This window comes from Streptomyces sp. NPDC046349, from assembly GCF_055587885.1.
Window position 1 is genome coordinate 554964 of sequence record NZ_JBVJFK010000002.1, and the last position, 22601, is coordinate 577564.

General features: G+C 73.3%; 20 protein-coding genes. 5 read left to right on the forward strand and 15 right to left on the reverse strand.

The features are described from left to right. Positions 1-455 precede the first annotated feature (455 nt). Complete coding sequence (locus ACZ6JS_RS06205; protein WP_469296123.1) at positions 456-2543, forward strand: bifunctional glycosyltransferase 87/phosphatase PAP2 family protein; 2088 nt, start codon at positions 456-458, stop codon at positions 2541-2543. A gap of 14 nt (positions 2544-2557) precedes the next feature. On the opposite strand, the gene ACZ6JS_RS06210 is transcribed toward ACZ6JS_RS06205, so the two are convergent. Next, complete coding sequence (locus ACZ6JS_RS06210; protein ID WP_469296124.1) at positions 2558-3499, reverse strand: GlxA family transcriptional regulator; 942 nt, start codon at positions 3497-3499, stop codon at positions 2558-2560. A 107-nt stretch (positions 3500-3606) separates the two neighbouring features. Here ACZ6JS_RS06210 and ACZ6JS_RS06215 point away from each other — a divergent pair, with 107 nt between their 5' ends. Then, positions 3607-4191: a PaaI family thioesterase gene (locus tag ACZ6JS_RS06215; protein ID WP_469296126.1), complete on the forward strand. Its 585-nt coding sequence runs from the start codon at positions 3607-3609 to the stop codon at positions 4189-4191. A gap of 206 nt (positions 4192-4397) precedes the next feature. Here ACZ6JS_RS06215 and ACZ6JS_RS06220 read toward each other — a convergent pair whose 3' ends face one another. Next, on the reverse strand, positions 4398-5642 hold the full coding sequence (locus ACZ6JS_RS06220) for a cytochrome P450 (RefSeq protein ID WP_469296127.1): 1245 nt from the start codon (positions 5640-5642) through the stop codon (positions 4398-4400). A 241-nt stretch (positions 5643-5883) separates the two neighbouring features. On the opposite strand from ACZ6JS_RS06220, the gene ACZ6JS_RS06225 reads away from it, so the two are divergent. After that, positions 5884-7053, forward strand: a complete 1170-nt coding sequence (locus ACZ6JS_RS06225) for a steroid 3-ketoacyl-CoA thiolase (RefSeq protein ID WP_469296128.1) — start codon at positions 5884-5886, stop codon at positions 7051-7053. 142 nt (positions 7054-7195) lie between these two features. Here ACZ6JS_RS06225 and ACZ6JS_RS06230 read toward each other — a convergent pair whose 3' ends face one another. From ACZ6JS_RS06230 to ACZ6JS_RS06260, 7 genes are all read right to left on the reverse strand, one after another. Next, positions 7196-7600, reverse strand: coding sequence for an aggregation-promoting factor C-terminal-like domain-containing protein (locus ACZ6JS_RS06230; RefSeq protein ID WP_469296129.1), 405 nt, complete (start codon positions 7598-7600; stop codon positions 7196-7198). A gap of 316 nt (positions 7601-7916) precedes the next feature. Next, on the reverse strand, positions 7917-8792 hold the full coding sequence (locus ACZ6JS_RS06235) for an ECF transporter S component (RefSeq protein ID WP_469296130.1): 876 nt from the start codon (positions 8790-8792) through the stop codon (positions 7917-7919). Further along, the gene (locus ACZ6JS_RS06240) at positions 8789-10711 is read right to left on the reverse strand and encodes an ABC transporter ATP-binding protein (RefSeq protein ID WP_469296131.1); all 1923 of its coding nucleotides are present in this window, start codon (positions 10709-10711) and stop codon (positions 8789-8791) included. The genes ACZ6JS_RS06235 and ACZ6JS_RS06240 overlap by 4 nt, the downstream gene beginning before the upstream one ends. Continuing rightward, on the reverse strand, positions 10708-11898 hold the full coding sequence (locus ACZ6JS_RS06245; protein ID WP_469296133.1) for an energy-coupling factor transporter transmembrane component T: 1191 nt from the start codon (positions 11896-11898) through the stop codon (positions 10708-10710). Before ACZ6JS_RS06245 ends, ACZ6JS_RS06240 begins: the two co-directional genes overlap by 4 nt. Before the next feature lie 50 nt (positions 11899-11948). After that, entirely contained in the window at positions 11949-12605 is a 657-nt protein-coding gene (locus tag ACZ6JS_RS06250) for an SCO2322 family protein (protein ID WP_469296134.1), read from the reverse strand. Continuing rightward, positions 12605-13879, reverse strand: a complete 1275-nt coding sequence (locus ACZ6JS_RS06255; protein ID WP_469296135.1) for a prenyltransferase/squalene oxidase repeat-containing protein — start codon at positions 13877-13879, stop codon at positions 12605-12607. Before ACZ6JS_RS06255 ends, ACZ6JS_RS06250 begins: the two co-directional genes overlap by 1 nt. A gap of 367 nt (positions 13880-14246) precedes the next feature. Then, on the reverse strand, positions 14247-15296 hold the full coding sequence (locus tag ACZ6JS_RS06260; RefSeq protein ID WP_469296136.1) for an MBL fold metallo-hydrolase: 1050 nt from the start codon (positions 15294-15296) through the stop codon (positions 14247-14249). Between the two features lie 181 nt (positions 15297-15477). Between ACZ6JS_RS06260 and ACZ6JS_RS06265 the strand changes: the two genes are divergently transcribed. Both ACZ6JS_RS06265 and ACZ6JS_RS06270 read left to right on the forward strand, forming a co-directional pair. Then, positions 15478-16941 (forward strand): aldehyde dehydrogenase, encoded by a 1464-nt coding sequence (locus ACZ6JS_RS06265; protein WP_469296137.1) that lies wholly within the window; start codon positions 15478-15480, stop codon positions 16939-16941. Continuing rightward, the gene (locus tag ACZ6JS_RS06270) at positions 16941-17174 is read left to right on the forward strand and encodes a ferredoxin (RefSeq protein ID WP_469296139.1); all 234 of its coding nucleotides are present in this window, start codon (positions 16941-16943) and stop codon (positions 17172-17174) included. Before ACZ6JS_RS06265 ends, ACZ6JS_RS06270 begins: the two co-directional genes overlap by 1 nt. Positions 17175-17223: 49 nt before the next feature. Here the strand turns inward: ACZ6JS_RS06270 and ACZ6JS_RS06275 are convergent, their stop codons facing one another. The 6 genes from ACZ6JS_RS06275 to ACZ6JS_RS06300 all read right to left on the reverse strand — a co-directional run bounded on the left by ACZ6JS_RS06275 (position 17224) and on the right by ACZ6JS_RS06300 (position 22234). Then, a complete protein-coding gene (locus ACZ6JS_RS06275; RefSeq protein WP_469296140.1) occupies positions 17224-17595 on the reverse strand; it encodes a VOC family protein in 372 nt (123 codons plus the stop codon). 113 nt (positions 17596-17708) lie between these two features. Continuing rightward, a complete protein-coding gene (locus ACZ6JS_RS06280) occupies positions 17709-18755 on the reverse strand; it encodes a TauD/TfdA family dioxygenase (RefSeq protein WP_469296142.1) in 1047 nt (348 codons plus the stop codon). Positions 18756-18785: 30 nt separating this feature from the next. Continuing rightward, positions 18786-19787 carry a HesA/MoeB/ThiF family protein gene (locus tag ACZ6JS_RS06285; RefSeq protein WP_469296143.1) on the reverse strand — a complete coding sequence of 334 codons (1002 nt, stop codon included), beginning with the start codon at positions 19785-19787 and terminating at the stop codon, positions 18786-18788. Beyond that, positions 19784-20683: a hypothetical protein gene (locus tag ACZ6JS_RS06290; protein ID WP_469296144.1), complete on the reverse strand. Its 900-nt coding sequence runs from the start codon at positions 20681-20683 to the stop codon at positions 19784-19786. Before ACZ6JS_RS06290 ends, ACZ6JS_RS06285 begins: the two co-directional genes overlap by 4 nt. Further along, entirely contained in the window at positions 20680-21891 is a 1212-nt protein-coding gene (locus ACZ6JS_RS06295) for an acyl-CoA dehydrogenase family protein (RefSeq protein WP_051892551.1), read from the reverse strand. The genes ACZ6JS_RS06290 and ACZ6JS_RS06295 overlap by 4 nt, the downstream gene beginning before the upstream one ends. Positions 21892-21913: 22 nt before the next feature. Beyond that, positions 21914-22234 carry a hypothetical protein gene (locus tag ACZ6JS_RS06300; RefSeq protein WP_031146072.1) on the reverse strand — a complete coding sequence of 107 codons (321 nt, stop codon included), beginning with the start codon at positions 22232-22234 and terminating at the stop codon, positions 21914-21916. Between the last annotated feature and the right edge of the window lie 367 nt (positions 22235-22601).

Here is a 22601-nt window from a genome sequence, read left to right on the forward strand (position 1 = left end):
TTCCGCGGCAAGCCCTCCACGGGGGGCCCGGATCGACTCCTCCTGCGGCCTCGTGCTGTTCGGCGGGAACGGCGCAGCCCGTCCGTCGAACCTGCCGAACAGCTGCTCGACCCACAGAGCCCCCGGCTGAGAGGGCGTCGGCTCCGGGGCCGTGGTCGTCCGCCTACTGGGTCCGGTCGAACCACGTGGCCTCGTCACCGGAACCCCTCTGCCGGCTCAGGCGGCCTGCGCCGGCTGGCCGTGACAACGGGCCGACGCACGGCCGGGCAGCGGCTCGGCGCCGCCCGGGCCTTCCTGCGCAGGCGTCCGTCACGGAAGCGGCCTGACGGCCGACCTGACGATGCTCATGGGAGCCAGCCCAGGGATCCCGCGGGGGATATCGTCGTGCGGGTAATGGAGCGCGGCAGCCAGGCGAAGTCGGGGTTGCGGTCAACAGGGCGGGAGGCCGGCGAGGCGTGGCTAACGCGGCGGAGCACAGCACAGCGGACGGACATGCCGGGGTCATAGGCGGAAACAGCAGGCTCGGCGCGGCGCGGCTCCTCCTGTGGGCGCTGGTCGGCGCCCTCGGCGTCAGACAGGCCGTCGCGGTGCTGCGCGTGCCACCGGCCGAGTGGCTGGGCGGCTTCCACCTCCCCGGCAGCCTCCCGGGCCCGGGAGGCGCGGCGGCCGGCTCGGTCTACGACGTCGGACAGTTCGCCGGCACCCCCTTCGCCGGGTTGGTCCTCAAGCCGCTCGCCGGTCTCGCGGCCCCCTCCCTGGAGGTGGCCTGGACCTGCGTGACGCTGCTGTTCGTCGCCGCGATCGGGCTGGTCGCCGCCCGTGGTCTGCCCGACCCGGTGCCGCGCCGCACCGCGCTGCTCGCCGCGCCCGTCCTCACCGCACTGATGATGGTCTCGCTGCCCGTCCGCGAGGCCGCCTCACCCGGCCGGACCGCCGTCGTTCCCGTCCTCTTGGTGCTCCTCGCCGTCTTCCGGGTGCCCGGCGACCGGCCCGCCGGCTTCCTCGTCGGCCTCGGCGCCGCACTCCAGCCGGCGCTGCTGCTCTTCGCGCCGCTGCTGTGGCTGACCGGACGCCGCCCCGCCGCCCGGACCGCCGCCGTGACCTTCGCCGCGGCCACCGCCCTGTCCTGGGCGGCCCTGCCGCGCGACTCCTGGACGTACTGGGTGCACCACCTGGGCGGCACCGGCCTCGGCGGCGCACCCGACGGCCTCGCCAACCAGTCCGTGCACGGCGCGCTGCTGCGCCTCGGCCTGACCGGACCGGCCGAGATCCTGCTCCACGCCGCCCTCGCGGGCGCGATCGTCTGGTTCGGCCTGCGCCGCGCCGTCCGCTACGCCCGCGACGGCCAACTGCTGCTCGCCGTCGCCGTCACGGGCTGCGTGGCCGTCGCAGTGTCCCCGACCGGCTGGCGCCACCAGCTGCTGTGGGTGCTGCTCGCCGTCGCCGGCAAGGTGGGCCGGCGCGCCGCCGACCGGCGCGTGTGGCCGGTGGCCGTGGTCCTCGCCATGACCCTGCCGAGCACGGTACTGCTGCCGAACCTGACCGCACTGGCGCCCGTACGCGACAACGTGCTGCTGCTCACCGCGGTGGCGGCGGCCTGCGCGGTGCCATTCCTGCCCCGCTCGTCCCCGTACTGGCGCGATCCCGTACCCACCGACTACGGCCTGCCTGCGGCGGCCCGCTGGTCGCGGGTGCCGCTGCTGCCGTTCTGGCGGCGTGTGCTGTCCCGCCCGAACCTGCTGCTGGAACTCCTGCTGATACGGGTCGGCTACTCGCTCTACTCCCACATCCGGGCGGCCGCCCCCGCCAGCCGCACCCTCGCCGAGGGCAACGGCAGCCAGATCCTCGGGATCGAGAAGGTGCTGGGACTCGACATCGAGCACTCCGTCAACCACGCCGTGGTGGACACGCCCTGGCTGGAGGCCTTCTTCAACTTCTACTACACCTCCTTCCACTTCGTGGTCCCGCTGGCGATCCTGGCTGTCCTGTACTGGCGGCGCCCCGGCGACTACCGCTGGGCCCGGGCCTCCCTGGGCCTGGCCACCGTCCTCGCCCTCGCCGGCTTCTGGCTCTACCCGCTCGCACCGCCGCGCCTGATGCCCGGCCTCGGCTTCGTCGACACCGTGCACGGCCCGCAGGACCTGGCCAACCCTTCGTACGGGGCCATGACCGCGATCTCCAACCAGTACGCGGCGATGCCCTCGCTGCACTTCGGCTGGTCGCTGTGGTGCGGGATCGTGATCGTGATGCTGGCCCCGAAGGGCTGGCAGAAGCTGCTGGGGGCGCTGCACCCGCTGATCACGGTGTGCGCGATCGTCGCCACCGCCAACCACTGGGTGCTGGACGCGGTCGGCGGTGCGGTCGTCGTGACCGCCGGCTTCGGGCTCGTCCACGTCCTGTCCGGGCCGCGCGGCCTGCACGTGAACCTCCCGGCGCGGCAGAGCGGGGACGGCGCGCCGCGGAACGCGGACACCGCACCCGGGACGGCGACGACGACCACGGCGACGGCGGCGGCCGAGCCCGTCGCAGGCTCGCGCCCCTGAGCCCCCGGCCCCCGTCAGCTCCCGCCGCGCCGCCTGCGCAGCAGCGTCCGCAACGGCCCCGGGCTCTCGTACCCGACGCGCCGGGCGACCGCCGCCAGCGGCAGGTCCGTGGTGCGCAGCAGGTGTTCGGCCTGCTCCACCCGCAGGTCCTGGACCAGTCCGACGGGCGTGCGGCCGAGGGTACGGGCGACCGCGCGCTGGAGGGTGCGCTCGCTGACGCCGAGTTCCCGGGCCGCGTCCGCGATCGGCGCCGGCTCCGCGAGCCGGGTCCGCGCCCACTGCTCGAAAGCGGCGACGAGCGGGTCGTGGCGGGCCAGGGCGCTGGGAATGGCGTACGCCGCCTGTGAGGCCCGGTCGTCCACGACGAGGTAGTGCCGGACCAGGTCCGCGAGGGCGGGGCTGCGCGTGCCGACGATCGACAGGGCCAGGTCGAGATGGCCGAACGCGGCGCCCGCCGTGGTGACCCCGCCTGAGCTGACGACCATCCGGGTCTCGTCGAGCGTGACCCGCCGGTAGCGGTCCCGGAAGAAGGGGGCCAGCCACCAGCTGGTCGTCGCCCGCCGGCCGTCCAACACCCCGGCCTCGGCCAGCAGGAACGTGCCCGTGCAGGAGGTGGCGAGCGGGGTCCCGCGCTCGCGGGCCTCGCACAGGACCCGGCGGGCCGGCCGGGTCGCCGCCGAGGAGACGGCCTCGACCAGGGCCTCCGGTCGACGCTCCATCAGGGCGGGCACCACCATCAGGTCGGCGCCCTCGGCCACGGAGACCGGCTCGGTGTCGATGCGGTGGCCGAGCCCGGTACGGATCCGCCTCCGGACGCCGACCGTACGGATGTCGAAGGCGGGCGGCGGGGCACCGGCCACCCGCCCCCGCAGTACGTCGGCGGTGTGCAGCACGTCCAGAACGGCCGAGATGCCCGAGTCGAAGACCCCGTCGAGGGCCAGTACGGCGATTTTCACCGCTCCACGGTAGCCCCGCACCGCCCGGGGATGGTGTCGGAATCCATGCGGAAGCTGCCGGATCCGACACTCCCGATGCGGCCCCGTCCGTGTCTAGGGTCGTTGCCATGACCACGTATGAGACCGGCACCACGCTCGCAACCGGCACCACGCTCGCAACCGGCACCACGCTCGCAACCGACGCCCCCGGGGCGGGCGCCCCGCGCCGCAGCCGTACGCACACCTGGCAGCCGCGGCCGGAGATGACCCCGGAGATCCTCGGCATGAGCGGACTGGAGATCCTCCGGGCGAGCCTCGAGGGCGAACTGCCCGGCGCGTCCATGATGAGCACCCTGGGCTTCCGGCTCACCGAGGCCTCCGAGGGCGTCGCCGTCTTCGAGGGCGATCCGGGCGATCACCTGCTCAACCCCATGGGGACGGTGCACGGCGGCTTCCTGGCCACCCTGCTCGACTCGGCGCTCGGCTCGTCCGTGATGACCATGCTGCCGGCCGGCACCGCCTACACCACGGTGCAGCTCGGGGTGCACATGATCCGGCCGGTCATGGCGGACACTCCCACCCTGCGCTGCGAGGGCACCGCGCTGCACGTGGGCCGGACCACCGCCACCGCGGAGGCCAGGGTGACCGGTACCCACGACGGCAAGCTCTACGCCCACGCCACCACGACATGCGCGATCCTGCGCACGGGCTGACGCGGGTGGCCCGCCACGGACCGCGCGGGCCGGAGGGGCGCCGGGGCGCAGACCGCCCCGGCGCCCCTCCGGCCGGATCGCCGCTGTGAGCAAGGATCACCCCGTCGGGGGTGGGCCCGCCACTCGAACGGCGGGTCGCAAGCGACCGGCAGAGGGCAGGGGCCGGGGCGTGGGAGGAGCGGCCCCTGCCGTCCGCCGGTCGCGGGTCAGCCGTGGCTGACCCGGAGCTCCTTGATGCCGTTGAGCCAGGCGGCCCGCAGCCGCCGCGGGCCCTCGCCGGCCAGCCGCAGGTCGGGCAGCGCGTCGGCCAGGGCGTTGAAGATCAGGTCGATCTCCATGACGGCCAGGGACTTGCCGAGGCAGAAGTGCGGACCGCCGCCGCCGAAGCCCAGGTGCGGGTTCGGGTCGCGGGTGATGTCGAAGACGTCCGGGTTCGCGAAGACCTCGGGGTCGTGGTTGGCGGAGGAGTAGAACATCCCCACCCGGTCTCCCGCCTTGATCTTCTGGCCTCCGAGCTCGGTGTCCTGGGTGGCGGTGCGCTGGAAGGACACCACCGGGGTGGCCCAGCGGACGATCTCCTCCGCGGCGGTGGACGGCCGGGTCGCCTTGTAGAGCTCCCACTGCTCCGGGTGCGTCAGGAAGGCGTGCATGCCGTGGCTGATGGCGTTGCGCGTGGTCTCGTTGCCCGCGACCGCCAGCAGCAGCACGAAGAAGCCGAACTCGTCGGAGCCCAGGTTGCCCTGGCCCTCGGCGGCCACCAGCTGGGTGACGATGTCCTGGGCCGGGCACTCCTTGCGCTGGGCCGAGAGGTTCATCGCGTAGCCGATGAGCTCCATGGCGGCGTTGGAGCCGACCTCGGCCGTGATGGCGTACTCGGGGTCGTCGTAGGCGATCATCTTGTTCGACCAGTCGAAGATCTTGGAGCGGTCCTTCTGCGGTACGCCGATCAGCTCGGCGATGGCCTGGAGCGGGAGCTCGCACGCCACCTGCGTCACGAAGTCGAAGCTCCCGTCGGCCGCTGCCGCCGAGGCCTCCTCGACGATCTTCCGGGCCCGGTCGCGCAGGGCCTCCTCCAGCCCCCGGATGGCCCGCGGGGTGAAACCCCGCTGCACGATCTGGCGGACGCGGGAGTGTTCCGGCGGATCCATGTTCAGCATGATCAGCCGCTGGGCATCGATCGCATCACGCTGGATGTGCTCGTTGAAGCGGATGATCGCGGTGTTGGTGGTGGAGGAGAACAGCTCGGGGTGCGTGGAGACGTACTTGACGTCCGTGTGCCGGGTCACGGCCCAGTAGCCCTCGTCGTCGAAACCGGTGACCCCCCGCCGCTGCGGGCACCACCACACGGGAGCGGTCTGCCGCAGTTGTGCGAACTCCGGGTAGGGCACCCGGCTCTGGAGGAGGTCGGGGTCGGTGGCGTCGAAGCCGTCGGGGAGCGCGGGGCAGGACATCGGGCAACTCCAAAGTCTGACGGACCATCAGAAGTTGGCTCGAAGGTAGTAACGAGTTCCAGAAGTGACAAGGGTCGGCGCGCCAACTGTTGCGTGTGGAATCCGTGCAGGGCGCGTGCAAGACCCTTGCGTGCCGGGCCCCAGGTCATAAGACTGCGGGTAGAACTAGAACGCGTACTAGTTCAGGGCGGGGCGCCGGGACGGCCCGCCGCGCTGGCGCTGTGCAGGAGAGGACGAGCTCATGGCCGCGGAACCCGTCATCGTCGAAGCCGTACGCACCCCCATCGGCAAGCGCGGAGGCGCGCTCGCCAACCTCCATCCCGCCTACCTGCTCGGTGAGACCTACCGCGAACTCCTCGCCCGTACCGGAATCCAGCCGGACTGCGTCGAACAGATCGTCGGCGGCACCGTCACCCACGCCGGCGAGCAGTCCATGAACCCCGCCCGCAACGCCTGGCTCGCCATGGGGTTGCCGTACGAGACCGCCGCGACGACCGTGGACTGCCAGTGCGGCAGCTCGCAGCAGGCCAACCACATGGTCGCCAACATGATCTCCGGCGGGGTCATGGACATCGGCATCGCCTGCGGGGTCGAGGCCATGAGCCGCGTGCCGCTGGGTTCGGGCTCCAAGCACGGTCCGGGCAAGCCCTTCCCGGACGAGTGGAACGTCGACCTCCCCAACCAGTTCGAGGCCGCCGAACGCATCGCCCGCAACCGGGGCCTGACCCGCGAGGACGTCGACCGCCTGGGGCTTCTTTCCCAGGAGCGGGCCCAGGCCGCATGGGCCGAGGAGCGCTTCAAGCGTGAGACCTTCGCCGTGCAGGTACCGACCACGGAGGAGGAGCAGGTCGCCGGCCAGGGCATGTGGCGCCTGGTCGACCGGGACGAGGGCCTGCGCGACACCAGCATGGAGGCCCTGGCCCGGCTCAAGCCGGTCATGCCCACCGCCGTGCACACCGCGGGCAACTCCTCGCAGATATCCGACGGCGCCGCCGCCGTGATGTGGGCCTCGCGCAAGATGGCCCGCGCCCTCAAGCTCAGGCCGCGCGCCCGGCTCGTCGCCCAGGCGCTCGTCGGCGCCGACCCCCACTACCACCTCGACGGGCCGATCGACGCGACGAGGGCCGTGCTCGGCAAGGCCGGCATGTCCCTCAAGGACATCGACCTCGTCGAGATCAACGAGGCCTTCGCCTCCGTCGTCCTCAGCTGGGCGAAGATCTTCGACCAGGACCTGGAGAAGGTCAACGTCAACGGCGGCGGCATCGCCCTCGGCCACCCCGTCGGCGCCACCGGCGCCCGCCTGATCACCACCGCACTGCACGAGCTGGAACGCCGCGACAGGGAGTTCGCCCTGATCACCATGTGCGCCGGCGGCGCCCTGGCGACCGGGACGATCATCCAGCGCCTCTGACCGCGCCCGCGCGCACACCCCCGCGCGCAGAGCGCCCGTGATCCCGTGGGATGGGATGCAGAAGGCCCCGGTGGCCGGACCTGGGGAGGCCGGCCGCCGGGGCCTTCGAATGTCCTGCTCCTGCTACTGCCACTGCTGCGGCTCAGTACCAGTGGTTGGCCTGCCAGAAGTTCCAGGCCTGGACCGGGCTGCCGTAGCGCTCGTTCATGTAGTTCAGGCCCCACTTGATCTGGGTGGCCGGGTTGGTCTTCCAGTCGGCACCCGCGGAGGCCATCTTCGAGGCGGGCAGGGCCTGGACCAGGCCGTACGCGCCGGAGGAGGCGTTCGTGGCGGTGGGGTTCCAGCCGCTCTCGTGCGAGACGATCTTGTCGAAGGCCGCGAACTGCGCCGGGTCCTTGATCATCTGCTGCGCGATCGCCTTCGCGCTCGTCGGAGCGGCCTGCGCGGGAACCGCGGCCAGCATGGAACCGGCGACGCCCAGGGCGAGGACGGAACCGACGAGGGTCTTCCTGGAGGCGGCGATGCGGCGGATGACAGCGTTGGACACGGAGGAACCTTCCGAAGGGGACAAGGGCGGTCGCACGCATGCCGAAGACATGCGTGAGCCACTCACGCGAAGGAGAGGGGTTCGTCGGCGGGGGGTGGAGCACCCCTGCCGCCTTGCGACACGTTCAGTTCTACAGACGCCCCGACGCCCTGGCAAAGGCCCCGTCTACTAGCCTGCCTCGCACACCCGGGGCGGCCGACCTGCACCTAAAAGGGGCAAATGGGGCCGCATTGGCCATCCGATGGTCTACTACCGGGCCTCGTATGTGACCTGCGTCCTGTGGGCCGCCTCACCGGCGCGGGCCTCGAACTCACCGTCAGCGACCGGACGCGCACCCGTCCGCGGAAGGCCTGTGCACGTCTGCGCCCCCGGAATCGAAGGAGACGGGCGCATCGAACGCAGCTTTGCGCGTCGCCCGCCGCAACGCCCTCAGCAGCGTCCCGCCCAACGTGAGCGTCAGGACGACCGTCAGCACCGCCCGGCCCAGGTCCCAGCCCAGCGACGTCGCCAGGTAGTACGCGACGAATCTCGCCAGGTTCGCGGCCAGCGGCTCCCCCGCATGGAAGGAGATGCCGTCGCTCATCCCCGGGATGATCGTCCATCCCTGCAGGTTCATGACCGCGCCGTACACGAAGGCGCCCGCGAAGCCGTACGCGGCCAGCACCAGCAGCTCCGCCCGGCCCCGGATCCGCTCCGGGCCCGGCAGCAGCCCCGCCCCCAACGCGAACCAGCCCATCGTCAGCATCTGGAACGGCATCCACGGCCCGACCCCGCCCGTCAGCAGAGCGGAGGCGAACATCGTCACCGAGCCCAGCACGAAGCCGAATCCCGGGCCGAGCACCCGCCCGGCCAGCACCATCAGGAAGAACATCGGCTCCAGCCCGGCCGTGCCCGCGCCCAGCGGCCTCAGCGCCGCCCCGACGGCCGCGAGCACGCCGAGCATCGCCACCGCCTTCGCGTCCATCCCGTTGTCGGCGATCGTCGCCACGACGACGGCGACCAGGAGGGGCAGCAGCGCCGCGAACAGCCACGGGGCGTCCTGCGAGTGCGCGAGCAGCCCCGAATGCCGGTCGGCGAGGAGAGGCCAGCCGAAGGCCCCGATGCCGATGAGGGTGACCAGCGCCAGGGCGGCGGCGGCCCGGGGGCCGATCCGGACCGGGCGGTTCTGCGGGCGAGCCGCCGAGCGTCTCATCGGGCCTCCGCCGCCTCGAGGGCCTCGGCGACCTGCCCCACGGTGAGCCAGTGGCCCGGCGCCAGGACCTTCGCCACCTGCGGCGCGAAGGCCGGGGAGGAGACCACCACCTCCGCCGTCGGGCCGTCCGCCACGATCTCCCCGCCCGCCAGGATCACCACCCGGTCGGCCAGTTCGGCGGCCAGCTCCACGTCGTGGGTGGCCAGGACGACGGCGTGCCCGTCGGCGGCCAGGCCCCGCAGGATCTCTATCAGGCGGGCCTTGGCGGCGTAGTCCAGACCGCGGGTCGGCTCGTCGAGCAGCAGAAGGGCGGGCCGGCCCGTGAGGACCAGCGCCAGCGCCAGGGCCAGCCGCTGGCCCTCGGACAGGTCACGGGGATGCGTGTCGTCGAGGACGCCCGGCAGCAGGCCGGACACCAGAGCACGGCAGGTGCCGGGGGCCGCCCCGGCGTCGGAGTCGGCGGCGGCGCACTCGGCTGCGACCGTGTCGGCGTAGAGCAGGTCGCGGGGCTCCTGAGGGACGAGGCCGACATGGCGCACCATCTCCGGAGGCGGCGTGCGGTGCGGGGTCCGGCCGCCGACGGTCACCTCGCCGGTGGTGGGGGCGAGGGTACCGACGAGGGTGGAGAGCAGGGTGGACTTGCCTGCGCCGTTGCGGCCCATCAGGGCGACGGTCTCGCCCGGCGCCACCGCGAGGTCGATGCCGCGCAGGACCTCGGTGCGGGCGCGGCGCAGGCCGAGGTTCCGGGCCCGAGCCGTGTCGCCTGCGGCGGGCTCCGCGGGTTGCGGGGTGCCGCGGCCCAGCAGGCGCCTGAGCAGCCCGGCTGCGGCACCGCTGCCGGGGGCGCCGCCCCCGGACCCCCGCGCCTCAAACGCCGGCGGGGCTGGAATGCGGGGGCCCCGCCCCGGAGCCTGCGCCTCAGACGCCGGCGGGGCTGGAATGCGGGGGCCCCGCCCCGGAGCCTGCGCTTCGGGGGCGGGCGGGGCTGGGTGTTTCAGCCCCGCCGGCGTCTGAGGCGCGGGTCCGGGCAGGGCCCGGGAAGCGGCGCCGCGGGCGGGCTCGGGCAGCGGGTGGGCGGGGTCGGCCGTCGCGGAGCGCGCCGCACGCGAGAGGCGGCTGCGCAGCGGGGCGGCCCGGCGGCGGGCGTCGCGGACGGAGAGGGGCAGCGGGGACCAGCCCGCGAGGCGGCCGAGGGAGACCACGGGCGGGCAGACCGGGGAGACGGCCATCACCTCGGCCGGGGAGCCCAGGACCGGCGCCGCGCCGCGGGCGGGCAGCAGCAGGACGCGGTCGGCGTACTGCACCACCCGCTCCAGCCGGTGCTCCGCCATCAGCACGGTGGTGCCCAGGTCGTGGACCAGCCGTTGGAGGACTGCCAGGACCTCCTCGGCCGCCGCCGGGTCCAGCGCGGACGTCGGCTCGTCCAGCACCAGCACCTTCGGGTGCGTGGTCAGCACCGAGCCGATCGCCACCCGCTGCTGCTGGCCGCCGGACAGCGTCGCGATCGGCCGGTCGCGCAGCTCGTTGAGGCCCAGCAGGTCGAGGGTCTCCTCCACCCGGCGGCGCATCACCGCGGGCGGCAGGCCGAGGGACTCCATCCCGTAGGCCAGCTCGTCCTCCACCACGTCCGTCACGAAGTGCGCCAAGGGGTCCTGGCCCACCGTGCCCACCACGTCCGCGAGCTCCCGCGGCCGGTGCGTACGCGTGTCACGGCCCGCGACCGTGACCCGGCCGCGCAGGGTGCCGCCCGTGAAGTGCGGGACCAGCCCACTCACCGTCCCCAGCAGCGTGGACTTGCCCACCCCGGACGGGCCGACCAGCAGCGTCAGCTCGCCCTCCGGGATCTCCAGGTCCACACCCCGGACCGAGGGGGCGGAGGCGCCGTCGTAGGTGACCGACACCTGCTCGAAGCGGATCACTGCGACGCCTCCTCGGGCGGTAGGGGTGCCACGAAGGCGGGCAACAGGCCGAACAGCACCGCTGCCGCCGGCCACAACGGCAGCGAGGGGGCCACCAGCGGCACCACACCGGGATGCAGACCGGCCGGATCGACACCGCCGGCGTAAATGAGCAGGCCGGCGACGGCCGCCCCGGAACCGGCGACCAGCCAGGCGCGCACACCCCACCGGTCGGGCCGGTAGCGGGTGCGTACCGAACGGCGCCCGCCGAGCCGCAGACCCGCGAGGGCCAGGGCCGCACCGATGCCGAGCACGGGCAGCCCGTACGCGGCGCCCTGCGCGGCCAGCAGCCCGTACGTGCCCGCGCACATGCCGAGCAGGCCGCCGAGGGTGAGGACGGTGGTGGTGTGTCTCACGGCAGGCGGGACCTCGGCCGTGCGGCCGTAGCCGCGAGCGTCCATCGACGCGGCGACCGCGACCGAGCGCTCGAGGGCGCCCTCCAGCACCGGCAGGCCGATCTGCAGGACGGCCTTGATCCCGCCGGTGGGGCGGCCGCGCAGCCGGCGGGCCGTGCGCAGGCGCACGACGTCGGCGACCATGTTCGGCGCGAACGTCATGGCGACGACGACGGCCACCCCGGCCTCGTACAGGGCGGCGGGCAGGGACTTCAGCAGGCGTGCCGGATTGGCGAGGGCGTTCGCGGCGCCCACGCACACCAGGAGCGCGGCCAGCTTCGCACCGTCGTAGAAGGCGAAGACGAGCTGTTCGGCGGTCACCCGCCCGCCGAACCGGATGCCCTGCGCCCACGCCGGCAGCGGAACCTCGGGGAGGACGAAGAGGGTGTGCGAGCCGGGGATGGGCGAGCCCAGGAGCATCGAGAAGACCAGGCGCAGGCCGATGACGACGAGGCCGAGCTTGAGGAAGGCCCCGTAGGAGCGGGCCCAGGGCGCGTCCGTGCGGCGCGCCGACACCACGAACCCGGCGACGCCGACGATCAGTCCGAGGAGGAGCGGATTGTTCGTGCGGGAGGCGGCGGCGGCCAGACCCAGGGCCCAAAGCCACCAGGCCCCCGCGTGCAGGGCGGTGGCCCGGCCGGCCTGCGGGGGCCTGAAGCGTTCGTACGCCGACCGGCGCGGGGAGTCCTCCGCCGCGGGCGCGCTCCGGCGGGCCGGGGGAACGTGGCCGGGTGCGGCTGCGGGGATGGGCACTCCCGTGTGTGCTCCGGCGGGCGCTCCAGTGGGACGGGAGGAGGGGCGGGTCATCGGCCCCGGCGGCGGGACTGCCACACGCCCGCGGCGACCAGCGCGGCGACCGCGGCGATGCCCACCAGCAGACCGGCGGACGGGCCGCCGCCCGGGCCGGACCCGGACGGTTCGGAAGACCCCTGTGCCGCGCCTGTCTCCGCGATCTGCTCGCCACAACCGTGCTGCGGATAACCGGAGATGGCGCACAGCAGCGCCGCGCTGTTGTAGCGCAGCGGCTTCGCGACCGCCGCCAGCGCGTCGGCGGTCGTCGCCTCGGGCGCCACCTGCGCACAGGCCGTGCGCGGGGCCTCCTGCGGCACCACCTCGCCCGTCGGGGCGTCCGCCTGCACACCGAAGTCGATGACGAGGGCCACCCGCTTGCGGCCCTCGGCCGGGGCGGTCGTCCGACACACGGCCTCGAAGTCGGCCGCGGCCCGCGGCTTGGCCGCCTCCGTCGCCGCGTCCTTGCTCACCGCGAAGCGGAAGCCCTGGACGGAGCCGTCCGCGGGGCGGGCCAGCGACGGCCCCTGCGTGGCGTACGACCACTGGCCGCCGGCCGCGCCGTCCCAGAACGACCAGTAGCGGTAGCCGGCCGCCAGCGCCGGAGCGGCGGCCAGCAGGGCCAGGACGATGCCGAGGGCGAGGGCCGCGGCGGGCAGGCGGCGGCGCATCAGAGCTGGTTCTTCTTCCGGCGGCCGCTCAGCAGGATGCCGATGCCCATACCGGCCGCGGCGCCCGCGCCGATGATCCACCAGAGGTTCTGGCCGCCGGAGGGCTCCTTCTTCTCGCCCTCCACCTCGGTCGCGCCGGTGTCCGAGCCCTGCGGGGCCGGGCCCGTCGCGTTCAGCGCGGCCACGAGGTCGGTGCCGCCGAAGGACTTCGGGTCGGTGCCCGTGGCGTGCGCGGCGAGGACCAGGGTGCCCAGGGCGGCCGGGGAGCCCTTGGCCCACTCGGCGGAGTTGCCCTTGAGCCACTCCAGCGCCCCCGCCGCCGACTGCTTGTGCCCGGCCGCGGCGAGCGCGATCACCGCGTCGGCGGTGTTGCCGGTGTCCGGGGTCGGCTGGTCCGCCCCGGGGGTGAGGGCGGTGAGGTGGCCGTCCTTCTTGAGGGCCTCGGCCAGATAGCCGGCGCCGCCCTGGGCGGCGGCCGCGGCACCGGCCGCCGGGTCGGCGGCGGCCGGAGCCGGGCAGGTCAGCGCGGCCGCGGGGGTGTCCGTACCGGACGGGACAACGGCCGTGCCCTTGCCCAGGCCGGCCAGCGTCGCGGCGGCCGTGGCGTCGGCGTTGGCGGCCAGCTTGCCGCCGACCGGCTGGAACGCGAAGGCGCCCCGGTCCGCGGCCGGCTCGGCGGCGCAGCCCAGCTGGAAGGAGAGCAGCGCCTCGTACGGGGACTTGCCCGCCTTCGACTTCGTCTCGGCCGGCTTCTCGCCCGCCGAGGTCAGGGCGCTGATCACGATGGCGGTCGAGTTGGCGTCGGTGCCGCCGTCCATGGCGCCGCCGGGGTTCGAGCTCCAGCCGCCGTCCTCGTTCTGTACGGACTTCAGCCAGCCCACGGCCTTCTTGACGGTGTCGTCGTGGCCGCCGAGCGCGGTCAGCGCCTGCACGGCCGCGGCCGTCGCGTTCGAGTCGATGTAAGCCGTCGCGTCACAGTCCTTCCCGGCGTCCGCGCGGAAGGCGGGGAAGGAACCGTTCGCGCACTGCTGGCCGACCAGCCAGTCCACGGCCTGCGCAGCGGGCTTGACGCCGACGGTGTCCTGGGCGAGCAGCGCGAAGGACTGCCGCCACACGCCGTCGTAGGTGGGGTCGTTCTTGCCGTAGAGCCCGGAGGGGATGACTGGGGGCGCGGAGGGGGAGGGCGGCGCGGTGTCGGCGAGGGCTGCGGGGGCGACACCCACGCAGAGCACGGCGGAGGCGGCGAGCGCGGCGGCGCTGCGGCGGACGGTCATGGGGGAGGGTGCCTCTCCTGCTGGGGAACCGGGGCAGGCACGCACGGGCACCGGGCTCCGGCTCCGTTTTCCTCGACGGTGCCGGCCGCCGGAAGGACCGGCGGCACGAGCCGCGCACTTACGTACAGGGCATTCCGGCTTCCCGCCCGGGTGGTGCCGGGGCGGGTCACGGTTGCGGGTCAGCGCCGGAATCGCACCGGCTTCCCCCTGTACGGGTGTGGACGACCGCCTCACTCTACCGGCCCGTAGCTCCTGGGCCCGGGGGTGTCCGGTGGCTGACGGCGCAGGGGCCCGTACGGCGCCGTGCCCGCCTCACCGCGCCCGCCCAACCGCGCCACGCCTCACACGCCCGCCTCACACGCCCGCCTCACCGCGCCCGGTACGCCACCGGGTCGGTGCCCGGCACCGCCTCGGCGCGGCCCTGCTTCACCAGCCGCCGCAGATGCGCTTCCGCCTCGGAGACGGCGATGTTGCGGGATCCGTACGGGATCTGCTCCCAGGGCCGGTTCCACTCCATCCGCTCGGCCAGACCCCACGGGGTCAGCGGCTCCGCCAGCAGCGCCCACAGCCCCGACAGGCGCTCCTCGTGGTGGTCCAGGAGCTCCCGTACGCGGGCGCCTGCGTCGGTGAAGGCGTGCTGGTGGGCCGGGAGCACCTCGGCCGGCGCCAGGCGTGCGATGCGTTCGAGGGAGTCGAGGTAGTCGCCGAGGGGGTCGGTGACGCGGGTGTCCTCGGGGGCCTCGTAGAGGCCGATGTGCGGGGAGATCCCGGGCAGCAGGTGGTCGCCGGAGAAGAGACGGCCGTTGCCGGGGAGGTTCGCCGGGTGCTGTTCCTCCAGGTGGAGGCAGACGTGGCCGGGGGTATGGCCGGGGGTCCAGATCGCCCGCAGCCGGCGTCCGGCGAGGGGGAGCAGCTCGCCGGGGACGATCTCCCGGTCGGGGACGGCGGCGCGAAGCCCGGGCAGGGTCCGCGTACGGCCGCTCGCGCGGGCGGCGCGCAGCGGGGCGATGTGCTCCTCGGGGGCTCCGGCCGCGGCGAGCTTCGCGCTCATGTAGTCGAACCACACGCCGGGCTCGGAGGAGCGGGTGCGTACGACGACCTCGGTGTCGGCGGCGTGCATGGCGATCCACGCGCCCGACGCCTCGCGGACCCGGCCGGACAGTCCGTGGTGGTCGGGGTGGTGGTGGGTGATGACCACGCCGTGGACGTCGGTGATCGCGATGCCGAGTACCGCGAGGCCTGCGACGAGGGCGTCCCAGGACCCGGGGTCGTCCCAACCGGTGTCGACGAGGACCGGGCCGCGGCCGGTGTCGAGGACGTGGACGAGGGTGTGCCCGAGGGGGTTGTCGGGGATGGGCACCTTGATCCCCCACACGCCTCCGCCGTGATCGGTGACCTGTGACGTGTCCTGCGGCATGAGCCCTCCGCCTGTCGGCCGTCCTCGGACGAGAACGCGTTCCAGTAGTCGCCCAAGTCGACCATCTGGGCGGCTTTCTGGCTAGCCGTTGGATCTTCTCCCCTCTTCCGTCCTGCCCGTGGACTCCTAGAACTAGAACTGGTATCAGTTCGGGAACGCCAAGCCGCAGGAGGCCTCAGCCATGACGGAGCTCGTGGAACACGGAAAGCTGTTCATCGGCGGAGAGTGGACGGATCCGCTGGGCACCGACACCATCCGGATCGTCTCCCCCCACACCGAGCAGGTCATCGGCTCCGTCCCGCACGCCTCCCGAGCCGACGTCGACCGCGCCGTCGCGCTCGCGCGCAAGGCCTTCGACGAAGGCCCCTGGCCCCGGATGGCGCTGGAGGAGCGCATCGCGGTCGTCTCCCGCATCAAGGACGCCATCGCCGTCCGCCATGAGGAGATCGCCCGCTCGATCAGCTCCCAGAACGGCTCCCCGTACTCCTGGAGCGTCCTGGCCCAGGCGCTCGGCCCGATGATGGTCTACGACGCCGCGATCACCGTCGCCCGCGCGTACCCGTACGAGGAGCACCGGCAGGGCGTGCTCGGCCCGATCCTGGTGCGCCGCGAGGCCGTCGGGGTCGTCGCCGCCGTCATCCCGTGGAACGTCCCGCAGTTCGTAGCGGCCGCCAAGCTGGCCCCGGCCCTGCTGTCCGGCTCCACCGTGATCCTCAAGCCCTCCCCGGAAGCGCCGCTGGACTCCTACATCCTCGCCGACATCGCGCGCGAGGCCGGGGTGCCGGAAGGCGTGCTGTCGATCCTGCCCGCCGACCGCGAGGTCAGCGAGTACCTCGTCGGCCACCCCGGCATCGACAAGGTGGCCTTCACCGGCTCCGTCGCCGCCGGCAAGCGCGTGATGGAGGTCGCCGCGCGCCACCTCACCCGCGTCACCCTCGAACTCGGCGGCAAGTCCGCCGCCGTCGTCCTCCCGGACGCCGATCTGGAGACCGCGGTCGCCGGGATCGTGCCCGCCGCCTGGATGAACAACGGCCAGGCCTGCGTGGCCCAGACCCGGATCCTCGCACCCCGCAGCCGGTACGAGGAGGTCGCCGAGGCACTCGCGGCGGCGGCCGGCGCGCTGGTCGTCGGCGACCCGCTCGACCCTGCGACGCAGATCGGCCCGCTCGTCGCCCGCCGCCAGCAGCAGCGCTCCCTGGACTACATCCGGCTCGGCCAGGAGGAGGGCGCGAAGGTCCTGGCGGGTGGCGGCCGCCCGACCGGCCTCGACCGGGGCTGGTACGTCGAGCCCACGCTCTTCGGCGACGTCGACAACTCCATGCGGATCGCCCGCGAGGAGATCTTCGGCCCGGTCGTCTGCCTGATCCCCTACGCGGACGAGGCGGAGGCCGTACGGGTCGCCAACGACTCCGAGTTCGGCCTCAGCGGCAGCGTCTGGACCGGCGACGTCGAGCACGGCATCGACTTCGCCCGGCGGATCCGCACCGGCACCTTCAACGTGAACACCTTCAGCCTGGACATGCTGGGGCCGTTCGGCGGCTACAAGAACAGCGGTTTCGGGCGGGAGTTCGGCCCGGAGGGCCTGGGGGAGTACCTGGAGCACAAGATGATCCACCTGCCGGCGGGCTACGAGGCGGGCGCCTGATGGGAGACCGCTGGCTGGTCGAGGTGGACCGGGGGGTCTGCATCGGCTCGGGCATGTGCGTGAACCATGCCCCGGACAGCTTCGTCCTGGACGCGGCGCGCCAGGCCCACCCCCGCAGCCCGCAGTCGGACGCGAGCGAACCGGTCCTCACGGCGGCCGAGGGCTGCCCGGTCGAAGCCATCATGATCACCCTGGCCGGCACCGGCGAACCGGTCTTCCCGCCGGAGGAGTAGCGGAGCGCGCTGGGGCGGTGCCGACGCCCCGCCCCTCCGCCGCGACGGGTCACTTCCGCTCGGCGGCGCTCCGCTCGACACAGAACTCGTTGCCCTCCGGGTCGGCGAGCGTCACCCACCCGGTGCCGTCGGGCCGGCGGTGGTCGCCGACGAGGGTCGCCCCCAGGGCGAGGATGCGCTCCACCTCCTCGTCGCGGGTGCGGTCCTGCGGCTGAAGGTCCACGTGCACACGGTTCTTGACGCTCTTGGCGTCGGGAACGGTCACGAAGAGCAGCGCCGAACCGGGCGCCGTGACCAGCGCCTCGGGGTCCCCGGGGAAGTCGTCGTCGGCGAGCGAGCCGTCCAGGACGGCGGCCCAGAACTGGCCGAGCAGGTAGGCGTCGGAACAGTCAACTGTGATGTGTCGCACGAGAGATGCCATGGGGCGCACTATCGGACGCGGTGGTGACCGCTGTCCACCGAAAACGGGGTCCGGACCGCAGGGCGGTCCGGGTCCGGCCGGCCGGGGAGGCCGGGCCGGAGCCCGGGCGTCCGTCAGGCCGCGGCCGCCGCTGCCAGCCCGCGGGCGGGCCGGTGCGCGGTGATCGCGTTGTGGCTGCGGCCCTCGCCGAGGTCGTCGAGGACCGGGCGCAGGTCGGCCAGGGCGAAGGAGCGGCGCAGCCAGCGGTCCGCGCCGTCGTAGCGCGGGGTGAAGCCCGTCCGCCCGTGCACCGTACGGCGGTTGTCGAGGATGATCAGTTCACCGGGTCGCAGCACGATGCCGCGCAGGGATCCGAGTACGGCGTCCTCCAGCTCGGAGAGCGCGGCCCGGGCCGCCGGGGTGGTGCCGACCGTGCCGTGGAAGTCCACCCGGAGGTCGGGCCGGCCCTCCGGGCCGGAGAGCACCGGCACGGGCGGGGTCAGTACCTCCTCGTCCGTGTCGTGGACGAAGGAGGTGCTGAACCTGGTCCTGAACTCCGGTCGGCGCAGGGCGGCGACGGTTTCCCCGGCCAGGTGCGGCAGCACGTCCCCGATCCCGCCGGTCACGGTGGCGGCGCGTCCGTCGCGGTCGCCGCGCAGGCAGATCAGGCTCAGGAAGTGCGGGGCGGCCGGGTGGAAGCCGTCCTCCGTGTGGAGTTCCAGCAGGATGGAGCCGCTGTTCTCCTGGCGTTTCTCGGCCCCGCGCTTGGGGCTGACGTCCTGCACCAGGTTGCCGCTCTTCTCGTCGCTGTACGAGATCGACCGGCCCAGGACCGACATCACCATCAGCTGGCCGAGCGTCGCCACCGCGACCTCGGTCCAGGCCGGCTCGTCCTCCACGCGGTCCGGGGTGGCCGGCAGGCTGCCCAGCGGGAGGCCTCGCAGCAGGAGGGTGCCGGCGGCGTTGCTCTCGTCGCGGAAGGCGATCAGCGCGCGCCGGACCCGGCTGGGCAGGGCCGCGGCGGCGAGTTCCACGGCGTGGAGGAGGTCGGTGCTGTGCAGTGAGTAGTCCGCGTACTGGGCGGCCAGCTTCAGTGCGGCGGCCTCGATGATGTCGGACTCGGTCTCGCTCAGCACGATCCCGGACGGGCGTGCGTCGGCGTACGAGAATTCTTTTCTCATGAGGGCTTTCCTTTCTGCGGGTCGGCTCGGCTATGCGGCCGGTGCGGAACGGCGGCCGAGGCGGTAGACGGCGGCGGGGCTGAAGCCGCGCCAGGCCTGTTCGCGCGGGAGGTGGTTCAGGAAGCGGGCCCGCTCCCAGTGCCGGGCGACCCGGTCCACGACCCGGCGCCCCGGCTTCAGGGCGATGTGGTGGACGTCGACGGCGACGGTGCGCGGCACGTCCTCGCCCGCCACCAGCTGGTTGACCATGTGGACCGCGAGTGAGCCGAACTGGGTCGCCGCCTCGGTGAGTTGCGGGACGCTGTAGTCGGGACGTCCGAGACCCCTGCGGAGTTCGCGGTACATCTCGCCCGGGATGTGCGACCTGGGGGCGATGCGGAAGATCACTTCCCAGGTGCTCAGCACGTCGGCATCCTCGGCCAGCAGCTGGCCGTCGAAGATCCTGCGGACCAGCCGGTAGTCGAAGCACTGGGCGGCCAGCATGCCGGCCATGTCCCAGCCGGTGACCAGGGGCTTGCGCTGGCGGCACGCCTCCTGGTGCAGGGCGATCTTCGCGCGCAGCCCCGCCGGGGTGGTCACGTCGACCCCGTCGATGACGACCTCGGCCCGGCGGACCAGTTCCCGGACGTTGTCCCGGGTGATGCCGACGGGCACCACCTCGGCCCGGACGTGCGGGTTGATGGCGCGCAGGGCGTCGGCGCCCACCTCGGCCTTGTTGCGGCCGAGGTCGTCGACGGTGGCGTTCTGCCGGTTGAGGTTGTTCAGCTCGTAGGTGCCGACGTCCGCGAGGACGAAGTCCCGGTACCCCATGCGGCCGAGGGGCTGCACGGTGGCGCCGCCGATGGAGCCGCACCCCGCGATGAGCAGGGGGGTGTGCCGGATCTGCTCCTGGAGCGCCGCGGTGATCAGGCCGCGGTTGCGCTGGGTGAGGGAGGCGTAGAAGAGCTCCTCGTCCAGTTCGCGCGCTCCCGAGGGGGTGCCCACGTCGGGCGGGCTGCTCGGGTCCGTGCTCGTGCTCGGGTCCGTGCTCATGTCCGTGCCTCCTTCCGTGCTTCCTGGAACGCCCTCAGCCGGGCAGCGACCGATCCGGTCTCCCCGGAGGCGAGGATCGCGTCGAGGTGGTTCATGGTGGGGCGCAGCGCGTCCCCGTGGGTGAGGATGAAGGGGTATGAGCGCTGCTGCTGGTCCCACATGGGTGCGAACAGGTCGGTGGGGTCGGTCGGCAGTGCGGGTACGTCGAGGGTCCGCGTGCGGAAGCCGAGCATCGCCAACTGCAGGACGGCCCCGTTCGGCTTGCCGTCGCCGACGATCGCCGCCCCGTCAACGGCCAGGGCCTGCAGACAGCCCTCGGCCCAGCCCCGGTAGACCCACCAGGGGACGGACACGGCGGCCTGCGAACGGTCCATGGCGTAGTCGCGCATGAGCCGCTTGCCCTCCCAGACCCGGTCCGCCGGGGTGGCCGGGCCGAGTTCGTCGGCGAGCCGCAGGCCGTAGTCGCGCTCCACGACGAACGGCCGGTGGGCGTCGTCACCGAGGAGGGTGTGCTCGGGGCTGCGGGTGCAGGCCAGGGTGCCGTAGCCGCGCAGCCGCCAGGTGTCCTCCTCCACCACCAGGGTGTGCTGGTCCTGGAGGGCGTGGGCGTCGTACGGCTCGGCGGCGAGGTCCGCGGCGGCGGCGAGCCCCTCGTTGAGCCAGCCCCGCTTGAGGTACTGGGCCAGCCGGAACCGGTAGATGTCGTCGAGGTACGCGGGGGGCAGCTGCGCCCCCCGCACGGTGAGGGTCAGCAGGCCCTCGGGGCTGGCGGAGCGGAACAGCGGTTCGCCGTCCACACGGCTGTCGAGGTCGGGCAGCCGGACCGCGGCGGTGTCCCGCAGGACTCGCTCCCGATAGGAGGCGGTGGCGTACCCCGTGGGGGTGGCGGTGGTCACCGGACCTCCGGGACGCCGAACAGCTCGCCGGTGATGACCAGCGCGAGCGCTTCCGGGCTTCCTTCGTAGATGCGGGGGCCGTAGGCGTCGCGCAGGACGCGGTCCATCCCGTCCTCCCGCTGGAAGGCCGCGGCGCCGATGAGGCTCATGGCGGCGTCGGCGTTGTCGATCGCGGCGCGGTCGGCCACCAGCTTCGCGACGGCGGGTTCGTAGGCAGGGGTCGGGATGACGGTGTCGGCCTTCAGCACCGCGTCCAGGTACAGGGCGCGCGCGGCGGACACCCGCGCGGACATGTCCGCGAGCTTGCGGGCGGACATCTGGTGCTCGAAGAGCAGCCGGCCGCCCTGTCGGCGGGTGCCCGCCCACGCGACGGCGCGGTCGAGGGCGTGGCGCGCGATGCCGGTGGCGACCGCGGCGCAGGTGACGCGGGTGAGGTTGCCGATGGCGACGTTGAGGTCCCAGCCGCCGTTCTCGTCGCCTATGACGTTCTCTTCGGGCACGCGGGCGTTGTCGAGGATCAGTTCGCCGGCGGGGGCGGTGCGGTAGCCCACCTTGTCGTGGATCTCGCCGCGGGTGACGCCGTCCTGTTCGAGCTCGGTGACGAAGCAGGTCAGTCCGGTCGAACCGGGGGCGCCGTCCAGGTTCGCCATGACGGTGGCGTACGTGGCGACGGGGGCGTTGGTGATGTAGCGCTTGGTGCCGGTCAGCAGGTACTCGCCGCCGGACCGGCGGGCGACCGTCATGTCCTGTGCGTGGGCCGCCTGCTGCGGCAGGACCAGGTCGGTGCCATTGCGCTCCTCGGCGACCGCGTTGCAGGCGAGGACCGGCTCCGGGCCGAGGAAGGCGGGGAGGTACTTCTCCTGGAGGCGCGGGTTCTCGCAGATCAGCAGCGGGGTCTGGAACAGGCCGGTGGCACCGAAGACCAGCGCCATGCCCGGGTCGGCGGAGGCCAGCTCCTCCAGGGTCAGTGCGATGGCGAGCTGGCTCAGTCCGAGGCCGCCGAAGTCGCGCGGGATGGCCATCCGCAGCAGGCCGAGCGCGTGGCCCTTGCGGACGGTGTCCCAGTCGACGTGGCCCTTCTCGATGCGGTCGCGTTCGGCGGCACCGGGGGCGATCTCCTCGCGGGCGAAGGCGACGACCTGTTCCAGGAAGGCGGCCTCGACGGAGTCGAGCAGCGGGTGGGCGGCGGGGTTGTGCGCGTACGTCATGGTGGTTCCTTGTCCGGTGGGGTCAGTGCTGGATGGCGAAGGTCGTCAGGGCCTGCCCGACGGCGAACGTCTGCATGACCGGGCCATGGGCGGCGACGCGGCGGCTGGTGACGGTCCGCAGGAAGGTGCGGCGTCCCGCGGTCAGGGCGTCGAGGTCCGCGGAGGCGATGCGGAACACGTGGGTGGGCTCCGCGTCGGTGAGGGCGCCCCGGGGGTCCAGCGTGAATTCGGCCGCGGGCTCGGTGACCACGAAGCGGACGGTGGCACCCGCGGCCTCCCAGGCGGGGGCGGCCTGCGCGGCGGCGGCCAGCGCGTTCGGGATTTCTTCGGACGAGAGGGCCATGCGGAATTTCCTTCGCGTTCGGGGTCGAAATGATGTGTGAGTGCCGGACGGCGGGCCGGTGAGCGCAATGTGCGGCGAATCCGCGGGGTTACCGTCGGAAACCTGATCCATAGGGGATGAAAGTGTTTCCGGAGGGGAGCCGAGTGGATTCGGCTCGGGCTTCTTCGTTCGCGGCGCCGGCCGTTCGGTGATCATCAAGCTACAGATATGCCTGACGCCTTGTCCAAGAATTCAATTGCCGCTCCATGTGAATGGAACGGGCGGTCCAGCGGGCGGTAATCGGCCGTCCATCGGAGGCTTGAAACGGCTGGTGGAGCGGAATGCGCGGCCACCGTGGGGTGTCGTGCCGCACGGTTTCCGGAAACGC

What these genes read in the sequence shown, in the direction of transcription:
- ACZ6JS_RS06215 (WP_469296126.1), top strand. Translation starts at nt 3,607, where the DNA reads ATGACCACGTATGAGACCGGCACCACGCTCGCAACCGGCACCACGCTC.
- ACZ6JS_RS06220 (WP_469296127.1), bottom strand. Translation starts at nt 5,642, where the DNA reads ATGTCCTGCCCCGCGCTCCCCGACGGCTTCGACGCCACCGACCCCGAC.
- ACZ6JS_RS06225 (WP_469296128.1), top strand. Translation starts at nt 5,884, where the DNA reads ATGGCCGCGGAACCCGTCATCGTCGAAGCCGTACGCACCCCCATCGGC.
- ACZ6JS_RS06235 (WP_469296130.1), bottom strand. Translation starts at nt 8,792, where the DNA reads ATGAGACGCTCGGCGGCTCGCCCGCAGAACCGCCCGGTCCGGATCGGC.
- ACZ6JS_RS06250 (WP_469296134.1), bottom strand. Translation starts at nt 12,605, where the DNA reads ATGCGCCGCCGCCTGCCCGCCGCGGCCCTCGCCCTCGGCATCGTCCTG.
- ACZ6JS_RS06255 (WP_469296135.1), bottom strand. Translation starts at nt 13,879, where the DNA reads ATGACCGTCCGCCGCAGCGCCGCCGCGCTCGCCGCCTCCGCCGTGCTC.
- ACZ6JS_RS06260 (WP_469296136.1), bottom strand. Translation starts at nt 15,296, where the DNA reads ATGCCGCAGGACACGTCACAGGTCACCGATCACGGCGGAGGCGTGTGG.
- ACZ6JS_RS06265 (WP_469296137.1), top strand. Translation starts at nt 15,478, where the DNA reads ATGACGGAGCTCGTGGAACACGGAAAGCTGTTCATCGGCGGAGAGTGG.
- ACZ6JS_RS06270 (WP_469296139.1), top strand. Translation starts at nt 16,941, where the DNA reads ATGGGAGACCGCTGGCTGGTCGAGGTGGACCGGGGGGTCTGCATCGGC.
- ACZ6JS_RS06275 (WP_469296140.1), bottom strand. Translation starts at nt 17,595, where the DNA reads ATGGCATCTCTCGTGCGACACATCACAGTTGACTGTTCCGACGCCTAC.
- ACZ6JS_RS06280 (WP_469296142.1), bottom strand. Translation starts at nt 18,755, where the DNA reads ATGAGAAAAGAATTCTCGTACGCCGACGCACGCCCGTCCGGGATCGTG.
- ACZ6JS_RS06285 (WP_469296143.1), bottom strand. Translation starts at nt 19,787, where the DNA reads ATGAGCACGGACCCGAGCACGAGCACGGACCCGAGCAGCCCGCCCGAC.
- ACZ6JS_RS06295 (WP_051892551.1), bottom strand. Translation starts at nt 21,891, where the DNA reads ATGACGTACGCGCACAACCCCGCCGCCCACCCGCTGCTCGACTCCGTC.
- ACZ6JS_RS06300 (WP_031146072.1), bottom strand. Translation starts at nt 22,234, where the DNA reads ATGGCCCTCTCGTCCGAAGAAATCCCGAACGCGCTGGCCGCCGCCGCG.